The 22,531-nt window shown below is 67.8% G+C and carries 26 protein-coding genes and 3 tRNA genes; 26 read left to right on the forward strand and 3 right to left on the reverse strand.

The window, feature by feature from the left end; translation table 11 throughout:
- Positions 1 to 36 precede the first annotated feature (36 nt).
- From ACE3TA_RS20120 to ACE3TA_RS20135, 4 genes are read left to right on the forward strand one after another with little or no spacing between them, the layout of a single operon-like run.
- A complete protein-coding gene (locus tag ACE3TA_RS20120) occupies positions 37 to 312 on the forward strand; it encodes a hypothetical protein (RefSeq protein ID WP_374576124.1) in 276 nt (91 codons plus the stop codon).
- Positions 309 to 749 carry a D-Ala-D-Ala carboxypeptidase family metallohydrolase gene (locus ACE3TA_RS20125; protein WP_374576125.1) on the forward strand — a complete coding sequence of 147 codons (441 nt, stop codon included), beginning with the start codon at positions 309 to 311 and terminating at the stop codon, positions 747 to 749. The genes ACE3TA_RS20120 and ACE3TA_RS20125 overlap by 4 nt, the downstream gene beginning before the upstream one ends.
- A gap of 26 nt (positions 750 to 775) precedes the next feature.
- Positions 776 to 1,000 carry a hypothetical protein gene (locus ACE3TA_RS20130; protein ID WP_374576126.1) on the forward strand — a complete coding sequence of 75 codons (225 nt, stop codon included), beginning with the start codon at positions 776 to 778 and terminating at the stop codon, positions 998 to 1,000.
- Between the two features lies 1 nt (position 1,001).
- A complete protein-coding gene (locus ACE3TA_RS20135) occupies positions 1,002 to 1,472 on the forward strand; it encodes a hypothetical protein (RefSeq protein WP_374576127.1) in 471 nt (156 codons plus the stop codon).
- 7 nt (positions 1,473 to 1,479) lie between these two features.
- Here the strand turns inward: ACE3TA_RS20135 and ACE3TA_RS20140 are convergent, their stop codons facing one another.
- Together ACE3TA_RS20140 and ACE3TA_RS20145 are read right to left on the reverse strand one after the other, a co-directional pair.
- Positions 1,480 to 2,052, reverse strand: coding sequence for a DUF2239 family protein (locus ACE3TA_RS20140; RefSeq protein ID WP_374576128.1), 573 nt, complete (start codon positions 2,050 to 2,052; stop codon positions 1,480 to 1,482).
- A 30-nt stretch (positions 2,053 to 2,082) separates the two neighbouring features.
- Positions 2,083 to 2,157, reverse strand: a tRNA-Thr gene (locus ACE3TA_RS20145).
- A 104-nt stretch (positions 2,158 to 2,261) separates the two neighbouring features.
- Between ACE3TA_RS20145 and ACE3TA_RS20150 the strand changes: the two genes are divergently transcribed.
- The 19 genes from ACE3TA_RS20150 to ACE3TA_RS20240 all read left to right on the forward strand — a co-directional run bounded on the left by ACE3TA_RS20150 (position 2,262) and on the right by ACE3TA_RS20240 (position 17,808).
- Positions 2,262 to 2,411: a hypothetical protein gene (locus ACE3TA_RS20150; protein ID WP_374576129.1), complete on the forward strand. Its 150-nt coding sequence runs from the start codon at positions 2,262 to 2,264 to the stop codon at positions 2,409 to 2,411.
- 113 nt (positions 2,412 to 2,524) lie between these two features.
- Positions 2,525 to 3,817 carry a UDP-N-acetylglucosamine 1-carboxyvinyltransferase gene (gene murA / locus ACE3TA_RS20155; RefSeq protein ID WP_374576130.1) on the forward strand — a complete coding sequence of 431 codons (1,293 nt, stop codon included), beginning with the start codon at positions 2,525 to 2,527 and terminating at the stop codon, positions 3,815 to 3,817.
- An 8-nt stretch (positions 3,818 to 3,825) separates the two neighbouring features.
- Entirely contained in the window at positions 3,826 to 4,251 is a 426-nt protein-coding gene (locus ACE3TA_RS20160) for a DUF2948 family protein (protein WP_374576131.1), read from the forward strand.
- Positions 4,252 to 4,300: 49 nt separating this feature from the next.
- Positions 4,301 to 5,584: a histidinol dehydrogenase gene (gene hisD, locus ACE3TA_RS20165; protein ID WP_374576132.1), complete on the forward strand. Its 1,284-nt coding sequence runs from the start codon at positions 4,301 to 4,303 to the stop codon at positions 5,582 to 5,584.
- Positions 5,585 to 5,713: 129 nt separating this feature from the next.
- Positions 5,714 to 6,358 (forward strand): SH3 domain-containing protein, encoded by a 645-nt coding sequence (locus ACE3TA_RS20170; RefSeq protein WP_374576133.1) that lies wholly within the window; start codon positions 5,714 to 5,716, stop codon positions 6,356 to 6,358.
- Between the two features lie 194 nt (positions 6,359 to 6,552).
- On the forward strand, positions 6,553 to 7,032 hold the full coding sequence (locus ACE3TA_RS20175) for a UPF0262 family protein (protein WP_374576134.1): 480 nt from the start codon (positions 6,553 to 6,555) through the stop codon (positions 7,030 to 7,032).
- Between the two features lie 6 nt (positions 7,033 to 7,038).
- Positions 7,039 to 7,515 carry a low molecular weight phosphatase family protein gene (locus ACE3TA_RS20180; RefSeq protein ID WP_374576135.1) on the forward strand — a complete coding sequence of 159 codons (477 nt, stop codon included), beginning with the start codon at positions 7,039 to 7,041 and terminating at the stop codon, positions 7,513 to 7,515.
- Between the two features lie 170 nt (positions 7,516 to 7,685).
- Positions 7,686 to 7,904, forward strand: coding sequence for a translation initiation factor IF-1 (gene infA / locus ACE3TA_RS20185; RefSeq protein WP_374576136.1), 219 nt, complete (start codon positions 7,686 to 7,688; stop codon positions 7,902 to 7,904).
- A gap of 13 nt (positions 7,905 to 7,917) precedes the next feature.
- A complete protein-coding gene (locus tag ACE3TA_RS20190) occupies positions 7,918 to 8,508 on the forward strand; it encodes a nucleoside triphosphate pyrophosphatase (RefSeq protein WP_374576137.1) in 591 nt (196 codons plus the stop codon).
- Positions 8,505 to 9,545 carry a ribonuclease E/G gene (locus ACE3TA_RS20195; RefSeq protein ID WP_374576138.1) on the forward strand — a complete coding sequence of 347 codons (1,041 nt, stop codon included), beginning with the start codon at positions 8,505 to 8,507 and terminating at the stop codon, positions 9,543 to 9,545. Before ACE3TA_RS20190 ends, ACE3TA_RS20195 begins: the two co-directional genes overlap by 4 nt.
- On the forward strand, positions 9,542 to 9,712 hold the full coding sequence (locus ACE3TA_RS20200) for a DNA gyrase inhibitor YacG (protein WP_374576139.1): 171 nt from the start codon (positions 9,542 to 9,544) through the stop codon (positions 9,710 to 9,712). Before ACE3TA_RS20195 ends, ACE3TA_RS20200 begins: the two co-directional genes overlap by 4 nt.
- A 76-nt stretch (positions 9,713 to 9,788) precedes the next feature.
- Positions 9,789 to 9,864 (forward strand) — tRNA-Phe (locus ACE3TA_RS20205).
- Positions 9,865 to 10,004: 140 nt separating this feature from the next.
- The gene (locus tag ACE3TA_RS20210) at positions 10,005 to 10,172 is read left to right on the forward strand and encodes a hypothetical protein (protein ID WP_374576140.1); all 168 of its coding nucleotides are present in this window, start codon (positions 10,005 to 10,007) and stop codon (positions 10,170 to 10,172) included.
- Positions 10,173 to 10,540: 368 nt separating this feature from the next.
- Positions 10,541 to 11,452 carry a MotA/TolQ/ExbB proton channel family protein gene (locus tag ACE3TA_RS20215; protein ID WP_374576141.1) on the forward strand — a complete coding sequence of 304 codons (912 nt, stop codon included), beginning with the start codon at positions 10,541 to 10,543 and terminating at the stop codon, positions 11,450 to 11,452.
- A 5-nt stretch (positions 11,453 to 11,457) separates the two neighbouring features.
- Positions 11,458 to 11,886, forward strand: coding sequence for a biopolymer transporter ExbD (locus ACE3TA_RS20220; protein ID WP_374576142.1), 429 nt, complete (start codon positions 11,458 to 11,460; stop codon positions 11,884 to 11,886).
- Positions 11,887 to 11,898: 12 nt separating this feature from the next.
- Positions 11,899 to 12,606, forward strand: coding sequence for an energy transducer TonB (locus ACE3TA_RS20225; RefSeq protein WP_374576143.1), 708 nt, complete (start codon positions 11,899 to 11,901; stop codon positions 12,604 to 12,606).
- A 200-nt stretch (positions 12,607 to 12,806) separates the two neighbouring features.
- A tRNA-His gene (locus tag ACE3TA_RS20230) sits at positions 12,807 to 12,883 on the forward strand.
- A gap of 824 nt (positions 12,884 to 13,707) precedes the next feature.
- Positions 13,708 to 16,497 (forward strand): M14 metallopeptidase family protein, encoded by a 2,790-nt coding sequence (locus ACE3TA_RS20235; RefSeq protein ID WP_374576144.1) that lies wholly within the window; start codon positions 13,708 to 13,710, stop codon positions 16,495 to 16,497.
- Positions 16,498 to 16,599: 102 nt separating this feature from the next.
- Positions 16,600 to 17,808, forward strand: coding sequence for an aminotransferase class I/II-fold pyridoxal phosphate-dependent enzyme (locus tag ACE3TA_RS20240; RefSeq protein ID WP_374576145.1), 1,209 nt, complete (start codon positions 16,600 to 16,602; stop codon positions 17,806 to 17,808).
- 194 nt (positions 17,809 to 18,002) lie between these two features.
- Here the strand turns inward: ACE3TA_RS20240 and ACE3TA_RS20245 are convergent, their stop codons facing one another.
- A complete protein-coding gene (locus ACE3TA_RS20245) occupies positions 18,003 to 19,310 on the reverse strand; it encodes a hypothetical protein (protein WP_374576146.1) in 1,308 nt (435 codons plus the stop codon).
- Between the two features lie 238 nt (positions 19,311 to 19,548).
- Here ACE3TA_RS20245 and pstS point away from each other — a divergent pair, with 238 nt between their 5' ends.
- The 3 genes from pstS (at position 19,549) to pstA (ending at position 22,465) form a co-directional block, all read left to right on the forward strand.
- Complete coding sequence (gene pstS / locus ACE3TA_RS20250) at positions 19,549 to 20,586, forward strand: phosphate ABC transporter substrate-binding protein PstS (protein ID WP_374576147.1); 1,038 nt, start codon at positions 19,549 to 19,551, stop codon at positions 20,584 to 20,586.
- 72 nt (positions 20,587 to 20,658) lie between these two features.
- Complete coding sequence (gene pstC, locus ACE3TA_RS20255; protein ID WP_374576148.1) at positions 20,659 to 21,615, forward strand: phosphate ABC transporter permease subunit PstC; 957 nt, start codon at positions 20,659 to 20,661, stop codon at positions 21,613 to 21,615.
- 7 nt (positions 21,616 to 21,622) lie between these two features.
- On the forward strand, positions 21,623 to 22,465 hold the full coding sequence (gene pstA, locus ACE3TA_RS20260; protein ID WP_374576149.1) for a phosphate ABC transporter permease PstA: 843 nt from the start codon (positions 21,623 to 21,625) through the stop codon (positions 22,463 to 22,465).
- The last annotated feature ends 66 nt before the right edge of the window (positions 22,466 to 22,531 follow it).

Below are 22,531 nucleotides of genomic sequence, written 5' to 3' on the forward strand. Positions count from 1 at the left end.
GTTCGACCCATCAGGCACGCCGCAGGGCGGGCGACGATGAGTGACCCATCAAATCGCCCCGCGTCCTGGATCGATCTCAAGATCCCTCTTTGGGGCCTGATCACCCTGGCGATCGGCCTGCTGGTTCAAACGGCGAGCCTGGTGATCTGGGGCGCGAAGATGGACCAGCGCGTGCAGATGCTGGAACAGCGCACGAACCAAATGGCCGAGGTCTCCGAGACCGTGGCGCGGATGGACGAACGCACGCTGTCGCTGGTCACGTCGGTGAACCGCATCGAGAGCCGATTGTCCGAGCAGGAGATGCGGCGATGATCCGACTGTCGCCGCACTTCACATTGGAGGAACTGACCCAATCGCAGACCGCCACGCGCAAGGGCATCGACAATACGCCGGCGCCTTCAGTTATCGAGGCCCTCGGTGACACGGCGGAGAGGATGGAAGCCGTGCGCGCCGTCCTGGGCGATCGCGCAATCAGCGTCTCGTCGGGCTATCGGTCGCCGGAGCTCAACCGCGAGATCGGCGGCGTGCGGCGCAGCGCGCATCTTTCAGGGCGCGCGGTGGATTTCAACTGCTTCAGTTTCGGCGACCCGTTGGAGGTCTGCAAGGCGATCGCGGCCTCGCAAATCGAGTTCGATCAACTGATCGAGGAGGGGACGTGGGTTCACCTCTCCTTCGACCCACGCCTGCGCCGGCAGGTGCTCACCAAGGCGCGCGACGGCGGATACCGGTCCGGGTTGCGGCCGGGCTGACCCTTTTTCAACCTGAGGACATCACCATGGAAACCAAGCCCGCCCTGGCATCTAAGGGCGTGTGGGGCGGCTTGCTCGCCCTCATCGTTTCGGCGGCGCCCACCTACGGGCCCATGCTCCTGGCGCTCTTCGGCGTGAAAGACGCCGACGCACAGAACGCCATCGTTCAGGCCATCGTCGGCATCGGCGGCTCCATCGCCGGCCTCCTGGCGATCTGGGGCCGCGGCACGGCCACGACGGCTCTGCGCTGAAGTGCTGCGTACGCTGCTGACTGGCGGCGTGCTGTTCGTCGGCCTCAGCATCGGCTGGCAACTGCGCGCGACTTGGGCCCTGTTGGGCGAAGCCCGCGCCGAGGCCCAGGTCGTGCGCGTCGTCACGCGACAAGCGGCGATCACGGCCGCGACGGACGACCGCTACGCGGCGGCGGCCGAGGCGGCGCAGGTCGTTTATCGTGACCTCCATCGGGAGATTCCCAAGCATGTCCCGCCTGAAGCGGTCGCTCGCTGCGACGTGCCTGCTGGCTTTGTGCGCCTGCACGACGCCGCGGCCCAAGGCGTGCCCGCCGTTCCCGACGCCGCCGGCCTCCCTGATGCGGCGGCCTCCGGCGTTGGGCTTGATACGGTCGCCGCCGCCGTCGTCGGAAATTACGAGGCCTGCAACGCCGTGAGGGTCCAGTTGTCGGCGCTGCAGGACTGGGTGAGGGCGCAGGCCGGCGCGAACTAGCCTGGCTTCATGTCTCAGAAGCGTTCAGCGCCGCCGCGCGCTCGATCTTCGCTGAGACGTAGGCCGCGACGTCGGGCGCCCATTGCGATGCAAGCTCGGCCGCGCGCTTGAAGTCGCCGGCGAAGAGGGCGCGCGAGGCGTCTTCAAAGCCCGGTGCATCTCCGCCCAGGACCGACATCACGCGGTAGGCGGCGTCCTTGGCGCGGCGGATCTCATCGGCGGCCGGCGTGTCCTTGCGCGCCTGATCGATCAGACGGCGCAATGCGGCCGAAGCGCCGCCCGGCTGGGTCGCCAGCCAATCCCAATGGCGGGGGAGCAGTGTGACTTCCCGCGCGACGACGCCAAGCTTTGGCCGACCGCGGCCGACACGGAGAGGCGCCGGCGTGTCCGCCGCGTGATCGTGTGCTGTATCGTCCGGTCCGAAATCGACTTGGCGGCCGGTGGCGTCCTCGAACGCGACGAGGTGGGATGCGCCCGCATCAGCCGCGGCCTTCAGGGCTCGCGCCACCGTCGTTCGATCGCCGGCGGCCAGGAGCTGGTCGCCAGCGAACGCCGTGTAGGTCGACGCGTTCTGGAACATCGCCTCGTTCTTGAATCGGACGAGAGGAAGTGGTGCCGCCGGGCAGGATTGAACTGCCGACCTCAGCCTTACCAAGGATGCGCTCTACCACTGAGCTACGGCGGCGAAAGGCGAGGCGGGGGCTATAGCCAAAGCTGACGCGGCCGTGAAGCCCAAAAACGGTTCAAGGCGATCTTGACGGCTGAGCAAGACCGTCGCACGCCCAGATCATGAAGCCGCCGACCAAGGACAGGACGAAGCCCGCCGAAGCGGCCGACCGTGAGGCGAAGCTCGCCCAGGCGCTGCGCGCCAACCTGCGCCGGCGTAAGGCGCCGAAAGGCGCCGAAGCAGGGAAGGCGGGCCAATCCGACCCGGATTGAGGCCGTCGATGCGCCGCCAGCTTTGCGGCGCGCCCGCCGCACGCTAGATAGCGCCTTCCGCATATGTCGGCCGCCCGCTCGCAGGGCGGTGCGTTTTCTTACGAGGGGCGTGGTTGGACCGAATCGCCATTACCGGCGGCGCGCGGCTTGAGGGGGAGATCCCCATCAGCGGCGCCAAGAATTCAGCGATCAAGCTGATGGCCGCAAGCTTGCTGACTGACGAGCCCCTGCGCCTCACCAACATGCCGCGGCTGGCGGACACGCGTTTTCTCGGGAAGCTGTTGCAGCGGCTGGGCGCGGAGGTCGTCGAGGCTGATGGCGTGCTGGGGCCCGAAACCACGCTGCATACGCCAGAGATCGTCAGCGCCATCGCGCCATACGACCTGGTCCGGCAAATGCGGGCTTCGTTCAATGTGCTCGGTCCTCTGGTCGCGCGAACGGGGCAGGCGAAGGTTTCGCTCCCCGGGGGGTGCACGATCGGCGCGAGGCCGGTCGACCTGCACCTGAAGGCGCTCGAGGCCCTGGGGGCGCGGATCGATCTTCACGAGGGCTACGTCTACGCCCAGGCGCCGCGCGGCCTGGTCGGGGCCGAGATCGAGTTTCCATTCATCTCCGTCGGCGCGACCGAGCATGCGCTGCTGGCCGCGGTGCTGGCGTCGGGCCAGACCATCCTGCGCAACGCCGCGCGCGAACCTGAGATCGCGGACCTGGCTGAATGCCTGACCAAGATGGGCGCGCGAATCTCCGGGGCCGGAACCTCCGAAATCCGAATCGAGGGCGTCTCCAAGCTGAACGGCGCGACGCACGCCGTGATCCCCGACCGGATCGAGACCGGGACCTACGCGCTCGCGGTCGCGACTGCGGGTGGACAAGTGCGCCTTACCGGCACCCGGCATGACTTCATTTCCGCCTTGCTCGACAAGCTGGAGGAAGCCGGCGTCGAGGTGACCCGCCATGACGACGGGGTCACCATCACCCGCAATGGCGGGCGCTTGAAGGCGGTCGAAATCGAGACCGATCCCTATCCGGGTTTCGCCACGGACTTGCAGGCGCAGTTCATGGCGCTGATGACGCTGGCCGATGGCGAAAGCGTGATCCGCGAGACGATCTTCGAGAACCGCTTCATGCACGCGCCGGAGCTGGCTCGCCTTGGCGCCGACATTTCGGTTCAGGGCGGCGAGGCCAGGGTGCGCGGGGTCGAAGCCCTGGAAGGCGCTCCGGTGATGGCGACCGATCTGCGCGCATCCGTCAGCCTTGTGATCGCCGGTCTCGCCGCAAGAGGCGATACGATCGTCAACCGCGTCTATCATCTGGACCGGGGATTCGAGCGCCTGGAAGAAAAGCTGGGCGCTTGCGGAGCTTCCGTGCGCCGGCTGAAGGGCGACGGCGGCGAAGAGGAGAGCTAGTCGAGGGCATGGCGAGGCATTCGTCCCTGAAGCTGCTGGCCGAGGATCCGGAAGACCTTTCGGTGGTCTCCGCGGCCCTGCAGGACGCGGTGGCCAAGATCGGCGACATCGCCTTTGAACCCAAGGCGCGCCGGTTGACGATCGTGTTCAACCGCTACCGCTGGGAGGCGGGCGGTGGCGAGCGCGTGCGCGCGGCTCTGCAATTGGGATCAGTGCTCAACGTCCAGGCCAAGCGTCTCAGGCGCGATGCGCCGTCGGCGGTGATCGAACTGCTCGCGCTGAACTTCGAGCCGGGGGAGGCTCCCGGCGGCGTGGTGACCCTGAACTTCGCGGCGGGTGGAGACCTGCGCTGCCAGGTCGAGTGCATCGACGCGGTGCTGGCGGACCTGTCCGAACCTTGGCCGACGCGGCGGGCGCCGACGCACGGCGACTGAGCTCACTTGACGTTGGCGTCCACGGCCCAGGCTCGCTAAAGAGCGCGCCATGCGCAGGTTCCGCTATTCCGACCCCGGCTTCGAGGCCGCCTTCAACGCCTTCATCGACGAGCGCCGCGAGACGCCCGAAGAGGTCGATGCGATCGTCCGCGACGTGATCGCGGCGGTCCGGACCGACGGGCTTGAGGCCCTGCTGAGCTTCGCCCGGCGGTTCGACAAGGCGGACGTGGACGAAGCGACGATCCGCGTCAGCGCCGAGGAGATCGAGGCGGGCGCCGCGCAATGCCCGGCCGAGGTGCGCGAGGCGATCGACTTCGCCGCGCGCCGCATCCGCGCCTATCACGAACGCCAACGCCCGGCGGACATGCGCTTCACCGACGAGGCCGGCGTCGAGCTGGGCTGGCGCTGGACGCCGCTGGAGGCCGTGGGCGTCTACGTGCCCGGCGGACGGGCGGCCTATCCCTCGACCGTTCTCATGAATTCGGTGCCGGCGGTCGTCGCCGGGGTCGAGCGCATCGCCATGGTCACGCCGCCCGGCCGGCTGCAACCGGCCGTGCTGGCGGCGGCCAAGGCGGCCGGGATCAGCGAGATCTGGCGCGTGGGCGGCGCCCAGGCGGTGGCGGCGCTGGCCTATGGGGCCGGTCCCATCCGTCCCGTCGACAAGATCGTCGGCCCCGGCAACGCCTTCGTCACGGCGGCCAAGCGCCGGGTTTATGGCGCCGTTGGCATCGACGCCCTTGCCGGTCCCTCGGAGATCGTCGTCGTGGCGGATGCGGCCAACCGGGCCGACTGGATCGCCGCCGACCTTCTGTCCCAGGCCGAGCACGACCCAGCCGCTCAATCCATCCTGATCACGGACGACGAGGCCTTCGCCGCGGACGTCGAGGCCGCCGTGGAGGCCGAACTGAAGACGCTGGCCACGGGCGAGGACGCCGCGGCGTCCTGGCGCGACCACGGAGCGATCGTCATCGCGCCGCTGGAAGCCGCGCCGGGATTGGTCGATCGTATCGCGCCCGAGCACGTCGAGTTCGCGCTCGACAATCCCGAGGCCCTGGCGGACCGGGTGCGCCACGCCGGCGCGATCTTCCTGGGGCGGCACGCGCCCGAGGCGATCGGCGACTATGTGGCCGGCTCCAACCACGTGCTGCCGACCAGCCGCGCGGCCAGGTTCTCGTCCGGCCTTTCCCTCTACGACTTCATCAAGCGCACCTCGATCGTGAAATGCGATCCGGCGGCGTTCGCCGCGCTCGGGCCGGCCACGGTCGCGTTGGCCGACGCCGAGGGGCTGCCGGCCCATGCGCGCTCGGCGGCGATCCGGCTCAGCCGCGGCTGAGCCGGCGCCGGAAGCTGAACGCTTCCTGTCAATTCCGTTCCAGCGTGCGTTCAGGCGGCCCCTCCTAGGGTGCGTCTCATCGGGGCCGTCAGCGGCCTCGGCTCAAGACGCACCTGACGGAGACGACCAATGCGCACTCTGATGACTTCCAAGCTGATGCGCGGCGCGGCGGCTGCGACGCTGGCCGGCGCCCTGTCGATCGGCGCTGTCACGACGGCTTCTGCTCAATCCTACCGTGGTCCGACGGGCCTCGAGCCGGTGGTCGGCTGCGACGCGCCCGGCAACAAGCAGGTCGGGGGCGCGCTGATCGGCGCCCTGCTGGGCGCGGCGGCTGGCAGCAACTTGGCCAAGAATGACCGCGGGACCGGCACGGCGATCGGCGCGGTCGCTGGCGCGGCCGCCGGCTCGTACGTGGGCTGCCGCATGCAGCGGGCCGACACCCAGCGCACCACCTATGGCGCGGGCTACGGCTATCAGGCCGCGCCGGCCACCTACACCCACTCCGGCTATCGGCTCGACTCCGCCGTCGCGCCGGCCCAGTTCGCCGCCGACGGCGGAACGTTCATCGCCACGAACAGCGTGAACCTGCGCGGCGCGCCGACCGTTCGCAGCGCCCGCGTCGGCGCCCTGCAGCCCGGAGAGCGCTTCCAGGCGCTGGCCCGCGTGCGCGGTTCGGACTGGATCCTGGTCGGCCAGAACGGCGTCGGCGTGGGCTACGTGAATGACGCCTACGTCCGCCCGGCGGGCTGGCAGCGCGCGTCCTACGGCTACTAGGCCGAACGGCATGAGGACCCTGGGGACGCCCGGCGCCTGCGCGCCGGGCGTCTTTTCGTATCCGCCTCGCGGCGCGGCGCGTGTCCTGGAAGCCACCGGCCGGGGCGCCGAGCACGAGGAATTCGCGCGACAGGATGACGTTGGCTTCGTGATTGCCTAAACGTCGCCTTGGCGCTTCCGCCCCAAGTCACGCCATGGCCGACGACGACCGCAAGAAACACCGCCTGCAGTCCGTTGAGATCGACGAGGAGTCGCTCGCGGCGGTTTCGCGCGACCAGGAGCAGGAGCGGCAGATCGCCATCTTCGACCTGCTCGAGGACAACTATTTCGCGCCGGAGGGGGCCGAGGGCGGCCCCTATGACCTGCGCATGGGTCTGATGGAGAACCGGCTCGTCCTGGACGTGAAGGGGCCGAACTACGAGCGACGCCACATCCTGTCGCTGTCGCCGTTTCGAGCCTTGATCAAGGACTACTTCCTGATCTGCGAGAGCTACTACCAGGCCATCCGCAACTCCACGCCGCAGCAGATCGAGGCCTTGGACATGGGCCGCCGGGGCCTGCACAACGAAGCGTCGAATCTCCTGCGCACCCGCCTTCAGGGCAAGATCGACACCGACCTCGACACGGCCCGGCGTCTCTTCACCTTGATCTGCGCCCTGCATTGGCGCGGGTGAGGGAACATGACGTCTGACGCGCGCCAGCCGCTTCCAGGAGCGGTGCTCTTCGCCTGCAACTTCAACCGCGTGCGCTCGCCGATGGCCGAGGCGCTGCTCAAGCGGGTGTTGGGCGATCGCGTGTTCGTCGACAGCTGCGGCCTGCGGCGCGACGAGGCCGCCGATGAGGACGGGGGAGCCAACCCGTTCGCCGAGGCGGTGATGGCGGAGCTGGGCTGCGATCTGTCGGACCATCAGCTCAAGACCTTCCAGGAGCTCGACGACGATTCCTTCGACCTGATCATCTCGCTGACGCCGGAGGCGCAGCACCGCGCCGTGGAATTCACCCGCAACCGCGCGACCCAGATCGAATACTGGCCGACGTTCGATCCGACCCTGGCCGACGGTTCGCGGGAGGCGCGCCTGCAGGCGTTTCGCGAAGTTCGCGACGATCTGGCCGCCAAAATCGCCGAGCGCTTCGGCATCGCGGCGGCGATCGGCTGAACAGGTCGTCCGCGCCAGGAGTGGCCGAGCGCCGCCACTTCCTGTACAGGAGCCCGCGAGCGCGTCGACCAGTTCCATCGGTATGCGGTATGAGTCGGCGCAGCTTGCGGCGCGGCGCCTTGATTCCAAGGCGCTTCGGCCGCGCGTTGTCCGCCTGACATGGAGCCTGCATGGCGAAGGAAGAACTACTGGAGTTTCCGGGCACGGTGAGCGAAGTCCTGCCCAATGCGACGTTCCGCGTGAAACTCGAGAACGACCACGAGATCATCGCGCACACCGCCGGCAAGATGCGCAAGAACCGCATCCGGGTGGCTGTCGGCGACAAGGTGCTCGTGGAGATGACGCCCTACGACCTGACCAAGGGCCGCATCACCTTCCGCGTCCGCTAGGGACGCTCGGGGCTTGCCCGCCGCGCCGCAGCCGCGCCTCGTACTGGCGTCCGCGAGCCCCCGGCGGCTCGGCCTGTTGCGCCAGATCGGCCTGACGCCGGACCTCGTGTCCGCCGCCGAGATCGACGAGACGCCGCTCCCTCAAGAAACGCCACGACGACTCGCCGTGCGACTGGCCCAGGAGAAGGCGGCCAAGGTCGCTCCGGGCCAGCCCGACGCGTGGGTGATCGCCGCCGACACGGTGGTGGCGGTCGGGCGCCGCGTGTTGCCCAAGGCCGAGAGCGGCGAGGAGGTGGCCGACTGCCTAGCCCTGCTTTCGGGACGCGCCCACCGCGTCTTGACCGCCGTGGCCGTGAAGGGGCCGGAAGGGCCGCTCGCCAGCCGGCTCGTCGAGAGCCGCCTTCACTTCAAGCGCCTGAGCCGTTCGGAGATCGGCGCCTACGTCGGCGGCGGCGAGGGGCTGGGCAAGGCCGGCGGCTACGCCATCCAGGGCCATGCCGGCGCTTTCGTCATCAATCTCCACGGCTCCTATTCCGGCGTCGTCGGCCTGCCGCTCTACGAGACCCTCAACCTGCTGGTCGGGCTCGGGTACAAGGCGCCATGAGCGCAAGACGGCTCTTCCTGGATCGCGGAATCGGCGAAAGCCGCGGCGTCGTCACCTTGAACGACCGGCCCGAGCGCCTGCTCGTCCTGCGTGACGACGAGCCGGAGCGCCTGCGCCTGGGCGCCCGCGTGCGCGCCCGCGTCCGCAAGGTCGAGCCGGCGCTCGGTTCGGCCTTCCTGGACCTGGGGGAGGGGGGCGAGGCGCTGCTCGCCTTCAAACCCGATGCGCGGCCGGTGCAGGGCCAGGCCCTGGAGGTGGAGATCCGCTCGGAGCCGCGGGTCGGCAAGCTGGCGACCGTCCGCGCGATCGGCCCCGCTGATGGCGATCCTGCGCTGCTCGCGCCCGCGCCGGACCTGGCCGAACAGCTCTCATTCTTCGCCCGCGGCGCCGAGATCGAGACCGGCGCCCTGGCGCGGGCCGTGGCGGATGAAGCCGAGGCCGAGGCCCTGGACCTCATTCATTCGCTGCCGGGCGGCGGAACCATCGCCATCGAGCCAACCCGCGCGCTGACCGCGGTCGACGTCGACCTGGGCGAACGCAAAGGGCAGGACGCCAAGCGCGTCACCCGCCAGGCCAATCTGACCGCGCTGGCCGAGACCGCCCGCCTTCTCAGGCTGAAGGGCCTCGGCGGACTGGTCGTGATCGACTTCGCCGGCCGCGGGCATGACGGCAATGCGCTGATGACGGCCGCGCGCGCGGCCTTCGCCCCGGACAATCCCGGCGTGGCGATCGGGCCGGTGAGCCGGTTCGGCACGATAGAGCTGACGGTCCCGCGCCGCGCGAGTCCTCTGCGCGAAACGCTCTGCGGGTCCGACGGGCGGCTTTCCGAGCGAACCCTGGCGCTGCGCCTGATCCGCCGGATCGAAGCCGAGGCCATGGCCCAGCCCGGCGCCCGCTTGGCGGCTACGTGCGCCCCGGCGGTGGCGGCCGCGGCCGGACCGCTGGCCGCGCGGCTCGCCGAGCGCATCGGCGCGCGCTTCTCCATCGAGCCGGACGCGGCCGCGCCGCGCGAGCGCCTGGAGGTCGCGGCGCGATGAGCTCGCCGAAGTGCCCCGTCTGCGGCAAGCCGTCCTCGCCCGACTACCGACCGTTCTGCTCCAAGCGCTGCGCCGACGTCGACCTGCAGCGGTGGCTCTCCGGCGTCTATGCGGTTCCCGCCGTGGAGGACGAGGAAGCGCCGGACCCCGACGAAATGGATGACTGAGCAAACCCTGCACGGCGTCGCTGGACTTCGCCGAAACGCTCTTTTATAGACGCGGCTCCCGCGTCGCCGCGGCGAGGCCTGGGTAGCTCAGTTGGTAGAGCAGCGGATTGAAAATCCGCGTGTCGGTGGTTCGAATCCGCCCCCAGGCACCACTTTTTCTCTCAAAATCCGGTCTGTGAGCCGCCGCCTGCGTCGGATCGCCTCATGCCGTTCGCGGCGAGCGGCGGTGTGGCGGTGCAACCAGGACACACTCCGGCACGGGCAAACCGTGCGGCGCATGGCGTTGCTTGACTTGAGCAACCACGAATCCCATTTCACCGGCCATCGGCGCGAGGGCGCCCGATTTTCGGTCGCCGGCGCGGGAAAACTGGTCGCGACGGCCCTAGATCGGCAGACCGGCGTTCCGTCGAATTTGCTGCGTTGCAGCGCGAATTTCCGGCTCGATCGGAAATTCGCCTAAGATTAACGGGCCTTGCGATTTTGCGTCGCAACAATACCGAATTTTCGGAATTCGGGAGCGGGCGTTTGTCGTCTGCGTGCCCCCTTGACGCCTGATCGAGGGGTTGCCAAAGGACCGTCGCCGCACGTCTAACATTGCGGTAAGGCTCCAAATCCTGCGGAGGAGGGGCCGCTTGCGCCTTCGAAACGCCTATCTTCACAGCCTTGTTGGAGAAACGCGTTACGGGTCGGGTGCAGCGATAGCGGTTCTGGTGACGCGTGCCGGTGGAAATCGGTTCACGGCGCCGGGCTTGTTCAACTAGGGTGGAGACGCTCTCGCGCGACGACCCTCGGTCCAAACGTGCTAGACCAATTAGGAACTGGCGACAGATGCTCGACAACAAACGAACGACTCCTTTCATCGCTCTCCTCGGCGCGGTCGCGCTGATGACGAGCGCGCCGGCGTTCGCGCAGGACGCCGCCGCTGACACGGCCGCCCCCGCGGCCGACGCCGCCGCACCTGCCGCCGACGCCGCACCCGCGGCCGACGCAGCCGCGGCTCCCGCGGCCGCTTCGGAGGCCGAACCGGCTGCTCCGGCGACGATCGAACATGCCGGCAAGCTCACCGTCATGCAGATGTTCTTGGACGCCCAATGGGTCGTTAAGATCGTCATGATCGGCCTGGTGCTCTGCTCCGTGTTCTCCTGGATGCTGCTGGTCACCAAGCTGATCGAGTTCGGCTCGCTCAACCGCGCCGCCGACGCCTTCGTGGAAGCCTTCCGCGGGACGAAGAGCATCAACGAAATGGGCCGTCTGGCGCTCTCGGAAGAGTTCGCTGGCAACCCGCTGGCCGACATGGCCGCTGCGGCCGCCCAGGAAGTGGAGCTCTCCAAGCAGGCTGGTCTGGCCGTCAGCGGCGAACACCGCGACACCACGATCAACCGCGCTCAGGCCGCCGTCGGCGCTGTTCAGTCGTCCCTGGCCAAGCGCCTGTCGGGCGGCATGCAGTTCCTGGCCTCGGTCGGTTCGTCCGGTCCGTTCATCGGTCTGTTCGGCACCGTGTATGGGATCATGAACTCGTTCATCGGGATCGCGAACACCAACACGACCAACCTAGCCGTCGTCGCGCCCGGCATCGCCGAAGCGCTGCTCGCCACCGGTATCGGTCTCTTCGCCGCCATTCCGTCGGTTATCTTCTACAACTACTTCCAAACCCGGATCTCCGCCTTCGGCGCCCGGACGGAAGGCTTTGTGGCTGAGCTGATGAACATGGTCTCCCGGTCGCTCGACAAAGGAGCCTAAGCCAGATGGGAGCCAAACTCGCAGGCTCCGGCGGCGGTCGCTACGAGATCGAGGCGAACAGCGAGATCAACGTTACGCCCTTCGTGGACGTGATGCTGGTGCTCCTGATCATCTTCATGGTGGCGGCTCCGCTCGCCTCCGTGACGGTGCAGGTCGCTCTTCCGCCGGCGGTCGCCAAGCCGTCGCCGAACCCGCCGAAACCGGTCTACATCTCGATTCAGTCGAACGGCGCCCTCTATATCGGAGACAGCGCCACCGACCTGTCGACGTTGGGTGACGACATCCGTTCGACGATCGGCGCACGCAACCCGGCCAAGGAACGCATTTTCATCCGCGCAGACAAGGACGTCCTCTACGGCGACTTCATGGGCGTGATGAACATGCTTCAGGACAACGGGTTCTACAGCGTCGCGCTCGTCGGCGAAGACAAGTAGGTGGGGTGACTCATGGCTGATACTCAACAGCAAGACGTCGCCCACCCTACGCGCAGCATCTTCGACGATCCGCCGAAGAAGCGCAGCAAGGGCGTGACCATCGCGATCATCGCGTCGGTCATCGTCCACGTGCTGCTCGGCGTGTATCTGTGGAAGTCGAAGTTCGAGCCGAAGTACCGGGAGTACACGGACGACGTGACGGACGTGGCGATCATCAAGCCCGTTCCGCCGCCGCCGCCGCCGCCTCCGCCTCCGCCGCCGAACACGCCGCCGCCGCCGCCGCCCAAGCTGCAGCCGCGGCCTCCCGTGGCGCCGCCGGTGGATGCGCCTTCGATCCCGCCGCTGCCGGTTCCGCCGGTGGAAAAGCGGATCGAAGAGCCCAAGCCTCCGGCTGCTCCGCCGCCGGAACCGCCGCGTCCTTCGGTGATCACCAGTCCCGACTGGCTGCGCCGGCCCGATGGCGAGGACATGGCCCGGTACTATCCTGACCGCGCCCAGCGCATGAACGTGGAAGGCAAAGCCACGATCAGCTGCTCGGTCACGGCCAAGGGCACGCTCGAGAACTGCTCGGTCACCTCGGAAGATCCGAGCGACATGGGCTTCGGCGAAGCCGCGGTGCGGATGAGCCGTCTGTTCAAGATGCGGCCCAAGACCTTGGACGGCTCGCCCGTCGAAGGCGGCACCGTGCGGATCCCGATCCGCTTCGTCCTGCCGAAATAACGGCCGGTCGAACTTGAAGACAGGCCCCGGCGGCGAAAGCCTGCCGGGGCCAACTTTTTTTCCCCCCGCCATAACGCCCTTCGGGGCCGTCGGGCGAGACGTCGGTCCAGGAATGGGGCCCAACCGACGAAGTCGATTTCCCGGTCGCACCACGCTTGATCGCGGCCGACGGCGCGACTATTACCGGGCCCTCGCGATGCGCCGCCTTAGCTCAGTTGGTTAGAGCGCCAGATTGTGGCTCTGGAGGTCCCCCGTTCGATCCGGGGAGGCGGTACCATCGCAAGAAGTTGAAGGGACTGGAGTTTCGCTCCGGTCCTTTTTCGTTCCAGGGCCCTGTCTCGGGCTTTCTTGGCGCCCCGCCTTGCGCCTTTCGGTCCCACGCTGTTCGTCGCCGGTGGCTTCAAGCCCGTTTCGCGACCCGTTCGGCGACCCTGTCCGCCAGCCTGACCCGGTCGGCGGCGCGCGATCCCAGCTGCTGCGGCGGCTCGCCGCCGCCCCTCGGTTCCGGCTTGGCGGGCGGGCGGCCTCAAGGATCAGCCCGAGCGCTTCCTGGGCTCGCAGACCCTCTTAAGCCTGCCGCCAGGGCGCCTTCGGGGGAGTTGGATCGTCTACAGCCTCCACGCCCGCGCGCGGCTCGCGTCTCCATCCGCGTCGCCACGAGCCAAGAACCCTCACCATCCGGACTCGCACTGTCGCCATGTGCGCGGCCACGCGTAGCCGAATGTCCGTCTTCCACACACCTGCATGTCGGCCGGTGGCGCATCGCCGAAGCTTCGATAGCCAGGGAAGGGGGAGCAGCGTCGCTGGTTGCGAGCTGCAAGTGCGCATTCCCACAGGCAAGCCCATGGTACGTGGGGCAAATCAGCCCGCCAACCTTTTGCCGATCGCCGGCGGGATCGCTCCCCAGGGCTAGCGGTGCGCCAGGCGTCCCGCTTGGACTGAAACTCCGGCTCGGTGGGCAAGGGATTAGGCGGGTGCGGCGACTGAGCGGCCCACCGCCGAGCGCGGCGGCGGTTTTGTGGTCGTGGGGAGTGACAAGATCCCGCCCGCTGCGTCTTCCTCTTCGAGGCCACAAGGTCTCGTCGCGCCCAGGAAGCCCGCATGCGTCAGATCAACCTCGTCGCCACCACCTTGACCCTGGCGCTGCTGGTCCAGGCCAGCGCGCCGCCCACCTTGGCGAACGCCCAGGGCGTGGCGAGCGAGCCGGCGCGGTTGGCGGTGACGACGCCGCGGCAGGCCTACGGCTTCGGCATCGGAGACAGCTATCAGCTGGCCAACTACACCCAGATGGTCGCCTATTGGCGCACTCTGGCCGGCCAGTCGGACCGCATGCGCCTGGTCTCGATCGGCAAGACGAGCGAGGGGCGGGACCAGATGATGGCGATCGTCTCCTCGCCGGAAAATCTGAGGAACGTGGAGCGTTACCGCGAGATCGCCCGCCGCCTCAGCCAGGCCGAAGGCGTGAGCGAGGAGGAGGCCAAGGCGCTGGCGCGCGAAGGCAAGGCGGTGGTTTGGATCGACGGCGGCCTCCATTCGACCGAAACCGTCTCGACCCAGCAACTCACCCAGACCCTCTACGAGATGGTGAGCGGTCAAGACCCCGAAACCCTGCGCATTCTGGACGAGTGCGTGATCCTCTTCGCCCACGCCAATCCCGACGGCAACGAGCTGGTCAGCAACTGGTACATGCGCAACCCGACGCCGCAGGCGCGGGAATTCGAAAGCTTGCCGCGGCTCTACAATTGGTACGTGGGTCACGACAATAACCGCGACTTCTTCATGTCGAACATGAAGGAGACGGTGAACATCAACCGGATCCTGTATCGGGAGTGGTTCCCGCAGATCGTCTACAACCACCACCAGTCCGGCCCGCCCGGAACGGTGGTGTTCATCCCGCCGCACCGCAATCCCTACAACTACAACCTCAACCCCCTCGTGCTCACCGGCCTGGACGGGGTGGGCGCGCGAATGCTCGACCGCTTGATTGCGGAGGGCAAGCCCGGCGGGGTGCGGCGGGAATACGCCCCCTACACCAACTGGGCGGGTACGACGCTGCGGTCCAACGCGCTGTTCCACAACTCCATCGGCGTGATCACCGAGATCATCGGCGCTCCCAACCCCGCTCAGCTGGAGTTGGTGCCGCGCCAGCAACTCCCGACCAATGACAACCTGACGCCCATCGCGCCGCAGACCTTCACCTTCCAGGACGGCATCGACTACTCGGTCGCCCTGAACCGGGGCATGCTCGACTACGCCGCCAGCAACCGCGAGCACCTGCTCTATTCGGTCTACCGGATGGGCAAGGACAATATCGAGCGCGGCGAGAAGGATCACTGGACCACCACGCCGCGTGAGATCGCGGCTCTGGAGAAGGCGGCCGCGGGCGGAACCTATCACCAGGGCGTGCCGCGCTGGGGCATGGGCTTCGCCCCGGACGCCGTGGACCCTTCGCTCTACGACGCGGCCCTGCGGGCCCCCGAAAACCGCGATCCGCGTGGATACATCCTGAGCGCCGACCAGCCCGATTACCCCTCGGTGGTCGTGTTCATGAACGCCCTGATCAAGAGCGGTCTGCAGGTGGAGCGCGCCACCCGCCCGTTCACGGTGAAGGGCAAGACCTACCCGGCCGGCTCCTTCGTAGTGGAGACGGCGCAGCCCTTTCGCGCCCAGGTTCTCGACATGTTCGAGGCCCAGATCCATCCGGACAACATCCCCTATCCCGGCGCCGATCCGATCCCGCCGCACAACGTGACCGGCTACACGCTGGCCTATCAGATGGGGGTCGAGTTCGACCGCGTGCTGGACGGCTTCGAGGCCCCCACCGAGCGGGTCGCCGATGTCATGGCGCCTCCGCCCGGCAAGATCATCGGCCGCGGGTCGGCGGGCTACATCGTCAGCCACAGGGCCAACAACGCTTTCCTCGTGCAGAATCGGCTTCTGAAAGCCGGGGCGACCGTCGAATGGCTGACGGAGGCCGTGGCGGCCGGCGGCCAGCGCTTCGCGCCCGGTGCGCTCTGGATTCAGGAAGGTCCGGGCGTACGGCCCGCGCTTGAGGCGGCGTTGAAGGACGCTGGCGTCGACGCCTACGCCGTCGCCGCCAAACCCGCTTCGCCGGCGATGCCGATGAAGCCGATCCGGATCGGGCTGGTGGACCTGTACGGCGGCGTCATGCAGTCGGGCTGGAACCGATGGCTGTTCGAGAACTACGAGTTCCCCTTCGAGCTGGTCTTCCCGCAGGAGCTGGACGCCGGGAACCTGAAGGCGAAATACGACGTGCTGGTCTTCTCCGACGACACGGTGCTGGAGCCTGCGTCGCCGGAACGGCCGCGGCGCAGCCAGCCGGCTCCAGAGGCCATTCCCGCCGAATGGCGGGACAAGCTTGGACAAGTCACCGACGACAAGACGGTTCCACGGCTCACGGAGTTCCTGCAGGCCGGCGGCTCGATCGTGGCCATCGGCAGCGCCACGCAATTGGCCGGCGGACTTGGCCTGCCCGTCACCGACGCCCTGGTCACCGCCGAGGGCAAGCACCTGCCGAGGGCCCAGTTCTACGTTCCGGGCTCGGTGCTGCGTAACAGGGTGGACAACACCCAGCCGCTGGCGTTTGGCCTGCCCGCCGAGGTGAACGTGTACTACTACAACAGCCCCGCCTTCCGCGCCTCGGGCCAGGCCAAGCCGATCTCCTGGTTCGACAGCGCCCAGAGCCTGCGCAGCGGCTGGGCCTGGGGGCAGCAGCATCTCCAGGGCGCGGCCTCTGTGGTCGAAGCCTCCGTCGGGCCAGGGAAGGTCTTCCTGATGGGCCCGGAGGTCACGCAGCTGGGCCAGTCCCAGGGGACCTACAAGTTCCTCTTCAACGGCCTCTACTACGGGCCGGCGAGCGCCGTTCGCTAGGCGCCAGGGTCGAGCATGACCAGGCTCGCCGTCCCCGCGCGGAGCGGGGGCGGCCCAGACCCCCGTCAGGCCTCGCGCCTTCTGAACAGTGGAGCGTACCCTTTGAGTCCCTCTTCCCTCCGCGTGGCCAACCGGCTGAAAAGCATCAAGGTCTCGCCCATCCTGGCGCTGTCCCAGCGGGCGCGGGAACTGCGCGCCGCCGGCCGCGACATCATCGACCTGACCGTCGGCGAGCCCGACTTCGACACCCCCGAAGAAATCAAGGTGGCGGCCAAGGCCGCGATCGATCGGGGCGAAACCAAATACACGGCCCTCAACGGCGCGCCGGCGCTGCTCGAAGCGATCACGGAGCGGCTGGCGGATCGCGGCATGTGGGGGCGCGGCCGGGCCGTCATCGCCTGTTCCGGCGCCAAGCAGGTGGTGCGCGAGATCCTAGACTTCAATCCGCAGCTCAAGGACCTGGCGCTGGGCGAGGTGCGCAATCTCAGCATCACGCCCAAGGGCGCCAAGGCGCCGATCGGCTACGGCCTTTATCTGCCGGCCGGCTACAAGGCCGGCGAGCGCTACCCGGTCGTGATCCAGACCCACGGATGGGACCCCAAGTCCTTCCAGATGGCCGGCGAGAGCAGCGCCGGCTACGCCGCCCAGATCCTGGCCGGCAAGGGTTTCGTGGTGGTCCAGTGCGGCGAATCCCCGACCTTCACCAATCCGGCGGAGGGGCCCGACAACATGGCCCTGTTCGAAGCGATCCTGGACGAACTGGACCGGCAGGGGCTGATCGACACCTCGCGGATCGGCATCCAGGCCTGGAGCCGAACGGGCGTGGCCGTACGCTGGACGCTGGTGCACTCGAAGTATCGCTTCGCCGCGGCCCTGCTCGTCGACAGCATGACGGTCAACTACATGGAGTACCTGACCGCCGAAGGCATCCGCGCGAGCTATCAGGACACGCTGGAGGCGATCAACGGCGGCTCGCCGATCGGACGGGCGGGCCTTCAGACCTGGGCCAAGACCGCCCCGGCGTTCAATTTCGACGACCTCCATACGGCGGTGAAGATCTTCGCGTTCCAGCCGCTGGGGCTGTCCGAGCCCTGGGAGGACTATGTGGTGCTCAAGCATCTGGGCAAGCCCGTGGAGTTGACCTTCCTGCCTGATTCCAACCACTGGCCCTTGCGCCCGGCCGAGCGGATGACGGTCCAGGATGGCGCGGTGGACTGGTGGGCCTACTGGCTGAAGGGCGAAAAGGACCCGGACCCGGCCAAGGCGGACGAATATCGCCGATGGGACGCCCTGCGCGCCAAGTCGGGCTGATCGGCGATGGCGGGCGGGCTGGGCATGGCCAACGCGGACGTCAGGCCAAGCCGCGTCGCCAGGGCAGGGGGGCAAGCTCGCGGGGCCGGAGGCTGCGGGCTTCCATCCGCATAAAAAAACCCGCCGCGGGAGCGGCGGATCCAGTTGGCTCCAAATGAGGAGCGGCCGGGACCTTGGCCCCGGCCGCAAAGAGCTTACCAGCGGAGTTGGCCGAACAGGCCGATCTCGTCGTACGTGCCCTTGTTGCTGCCGCCGATCGTGCCGTTCGACGTGCTGAGCGTGCCATGCTCGACTTGGTCGCGCTTGTAGACCAGGGCCAGGTCGACGATCTTGGTCGGCTCGTACTGGACGCCGATGTTGAAGTAGCTGTCCTTCTTGTTCGACGCCGTGTCCTTGTTGGGCTTCACGTAGTCGTACCGACCGAAGGCGCTGATCTTGTCGGTGAAGTTGTACGAACCAAACAGCGAGTAGCCGTCGGACTTGTCCGAGGCGACCGTGGCGACGTTGCTCCAGTCCTCGGCGGCGAAGTACTCGACGCCGACGCGGAACTTCGGATCGACGTAGGCCGCCAGGGCGTCGAAGCGGTTGGCGGTGTGGTAAGTGGTGGCGCCTTGGGTGTCCTTGCCGAGCTTGCCGCTGTAGCCGCCGATGGCCAGGTTGATCTTGTCCAGCTTGGCGCTGACGCGACCTTCGACGTCCATGCCCTTCGAGCGCAGCGGAGCCTTGTAGCCGGCGCCGTTGATCACCGACACTTGGTAGCTGACGATGCCGCCGGGCAGGGTGCCCTTGGCGTGCACGCCCCAGTCGGCCGAGGTGCCGAACTTGGTGCGGTCGATCAGCGTGTTCTCGATGTGGCGGTAGCCGTAGATGCCTTCAGCATAGGGCACCCAGGGCAGGTCGGTGGAGCCGAAGTCGACCGTCAGGTACGGGTTCACCTTGGCTTCGAGGTACGCCTTCTTGATGTACACTTCGGTCGCGGAGATCGCCGAGGAGTACTGGAAGTCGGTCGTCACGTTCGCCGACCAAGTGTCGTTGAACTTGTGGTCGATGCCGACATAAAAGCGCTTGATGTCGAAGCCGGTGCCCGAAGGCGTCGTCTTCGTGCCGTTGTTCTTCGCTTCGACGTTGGAGAGGTCGAAGTACATCCGGCCGCTGACCTTGGTGTCCTCGGCCCAGGTCTTCTTGGGCTTCGGAATGGCGGCCACCGCCATGTTCACTTGGCTCGGGATGTTCTCGATATCCTGCGCGGCGCTTTCCTGGGCCGCCTTGGCTTCCTGAGCCGTGGCCTGGGCCTGGACTGCCGTGGCCTGCGTCTGCTGCTGGGCGGCTTCCTGGGCGTCGAGACGCTGGGTCAGCAGGCGGACCTGCTCCTTCAGCGCTTCGATCTCGGCGGCCTGGGCGGCCGCGGTGGACTTCTTGGAAGCGGCCTCGGCCGGCGCGGCGGCGGCCAGGGCCATGAGGCCCACGGCCGCTCCCGTGAGCAGCCAGGATTTCGTTTTCATGATGTTTACCCCTCGAATGCCCGCCTGGTTCCGGCGGCTTTCGGAGGCGCGTGGTAGACAAGTTTTGTGACACTCCCATGTAGCTTCGGCGTCCGCACGCGAACCGCGTTCGCCGGCTGGGCGACCTGCTGCGGCGACAAGGTGAACGACTTGGTGGTTTGTCACGCAACCGTTGCACTTCCCGCCTAATCGGACCTCCGGAACGCGCCGGGGCTCGGCGCAATTCAGGAGATGTGGGATGTTCAAGATGATCGCGGCCGCCGTGGGGGCGGTGGTGTTGGCCGGGGGCGCCGCCCAGGCTGCGGACCTCTCCGGCGCCGGGGCCACGTTCCCCGCGCCCGTCTACGCCAAGTGGGCGGAAGCTTATAAGGCGCAAACCGGCGTGGGCCTGAACTATCAGGCGATCGGTTCCGGCGGCGGCATCAAGCAGATCAAGGCCAAGACCGTTGATTTCGGCGCTTCCGACAAGCCGCTGAAGCCGGAAGATCTGAGCGCCGCCGGCCTGTACCAGTTCCCCACCGTGATGGGCGGCGTGGTGCCGGTGATGAACCTGCCGGGGATCAAGCCCGGCCAAGTCCACCTGACCGGTTCGGTGCTCGCCTCGATCTACCTGGGCGACATCAAGAAGTGGACGGATCCGGCGATCGCCCAGCTCAACCCGGGCGTGAAGCTGCCGAATCTGCCGATCACCGTCGTGCACCGCTCGGACGGCTCGGGCACCAGCTTCCTGTTCACCTCGTACCTGTCGATGAAGAGCGCGGCCTGGGCCGGCAAGGTCGGCGCCAGCGACGCGGTCGAATGGCCCGCGGGCATCGGCGGCAAGGGCAACGACGGCGTCGCCGCCTTCGTGAAGCAGACGATCGGCTCGATCGGCTACGTGGAATACGCCTACGCCAAGCAGAACCACGCCACCTACGCCCTGGTGCAGAACAAGGCCGGCCAGTATCCCGCGCCTGAGTCCGACGCCTTCGCCGCCGCCGCGGCCGGCGCCAACTGGGCCAAGGCTCCGGGCAACTACCTGCTGCTTCTCGACCAGCCGGGCGCTAAGTCCTGGCCGATCACCGGCGCCACGTTCATCCTGCTCTACAAGGAGCAAACCAACGCCGCCGCCGGCGAGGGCGTCCTGAAGTTCTTCGACTGGGCCTACAAGAGCGGCGACGCGATGGCTCTGCAGCTCGACTACGTGCCGCTGCCGGAGAGCGTGAAGGACCTCATCCGCAAGCAGTGGACCGCGAACATCAAGGCTGGCGGCAAGCCGGTCTACGTGTCGCGCTGATCTGCTAGTATCGATCTCGAACTGAAGGGGGCGGACGCATGACGCGTCCGTCCCGCTCACTGTGGGGGTCCCATGACCAGCGCCGCTGCGCCGCCATCGCTCACTCACCAGTCGTCCCGGCCGCTCGGCGATCCGATTTTCCGCGGGGTCTGCTTCGGGGCCGCCACCTTGCTCCTGGCCGCGCTCGGCGGTCTGCTCATCTCGCTCGTGATCGGCGGTTGGCCTGCGTTCGCCAAGTTCGGGTTCGGCTTCCTGACGTCGACCACCTGGAACCCCGTCACCGAGGTCTACGGCGCGGCCGGTCCGATCGCCGGAACCCTGATCACTTCCTTCCTGGCGCTGGCGCTGGCTCTGCCCGTGGCGCTCGGCGTGGCGGTGTTCCTCACTGAATTCTGCCCGCGGGCGATTTCCGGTCCGCTGGCCGTGACGCTGGAACTGCTCGCCGGCATCCCCTCGATCGTCTACGGCATGTGGGGGCTCTTCGTTTTCGCGCCCTTCTTCGCCATGCACGTGCAGATGCCGCTGATGATGGCCGCGCCTCCCGGGTCGATCTGGGAGAAGCTGGTCACCGGCATTCCCAACGGCGCCAACATCCTGACCGCCTCGATCATCCTGGCGATCATGATCCTGCCCTACATGTCGGCGGTGTTCCGCGAACTGCTGCGCACGGTGCCGCCGCAACTGCGCGAGGCCTCCTACGGCCTGGGCTGCACGCCCCTGGAGACCGTCTGGTCGGTGATGCTGCCCTATGTGCGCCGCGGCAGCATCGGCGTGGTCATGCTGGGGCTCGGTCGCGCGCTGGGCGAGACCATGGCCGTGACCTTCATCATCGGCAACGCCCACGGCCTTCCGAAGAACCTCTTCGCCTCGGGCGCGACGCTGGCCTCGACCATCGCCAACGAGTTCACCGAGGCGACCGGCGAGATGCACACCTCCGCCCTGATCGCCCTGGGCCTGGTGCTCTTCCTCATCACCTTCTCGGTTCTGGCTCTGGCGCGCGCGCTGTTGCCGACCCAAAGCCACTCGTGAGGCCAGGATGATCAGCCGATATTCCCGTCGCAAGATCGCCAACTACACGTTCACCGCCGGCACGGTGGTGGCCACCCTGCTGGCGCTGTCCGCGCTGGTCCTGATCCTCTACTCGCTGCTCGCCCAGGGCCTGGGCGGGATCGACGCCGACGTCTTCACCAAATCCACGCCGGCGCCCGGCTCGCCCGGCGGGCTGCTGAACGCCATCGTCGGTTCGGTCATGCTGTGCGTGGCGGCCATGGTCATCTCGGTCCTCGTGGGGATCCTGGCGGGCACCTGGCTGGCGGAGATGGGCGGCGACTCCCACTACGGCCGCATCATCCGCTTCCTCAACGACGTGCTGCTGGCCGCGCCCTCCATCCTGGTCGGCCTGTTCGTCTACGAGATCATGGTCAAGCCGTTCCACGGCTTCTCCGGCTGGGCCGGGGCGGTCGCCCTGGCCTTCCTGGCCACGCCGATCGTGACGCGCACGACCGAGGACATCCTCAACCTGCAGCCGCATGCGCTGCGCGAGTCCGGCATGGCGCTTGGGGCGCCGCAGTGGGTGACGATCCGCAAGATCATCTGGCGGTCGGCCGGCGGCGGCATGCTGACGGGGGGGCTGCTCGGCTTCGCCCGGATCAGCGGTGAAACCGCGCCGCTGCTGTTCACATCGCTGAACAATCAGTTCTTCAGCCTTGACATGGGCAAGCCGATGGCCAGCCTGCCGGCTGTGATCTTCCAGTTCGCGCTCAGCGCCTACGACGACTGGCGTCGTCTGGCCTGGGCGGGGGCGCTGTTGATCGCGGTGGCGGTGCTGTCGGTCAACATCATTGGGCGAATTCTTGCTCGGGAGCCCCGGTGGAAATGATGCAACCACAACCTGACGCGCGTCGCATCGGCGACGCAGAGACGCTCGCCGGCGCCGAGCGCCAGC

It is taken from the genome of Phenylobacterium sp., from assembly GCF_041916435.1.
Taxonomy (GTDB): domain Bacteria; phylum Pseudomonadota; class Alphaproteobacteria; order Caulobacterales; family Caulobacteraceae; genus Phenylobacterium.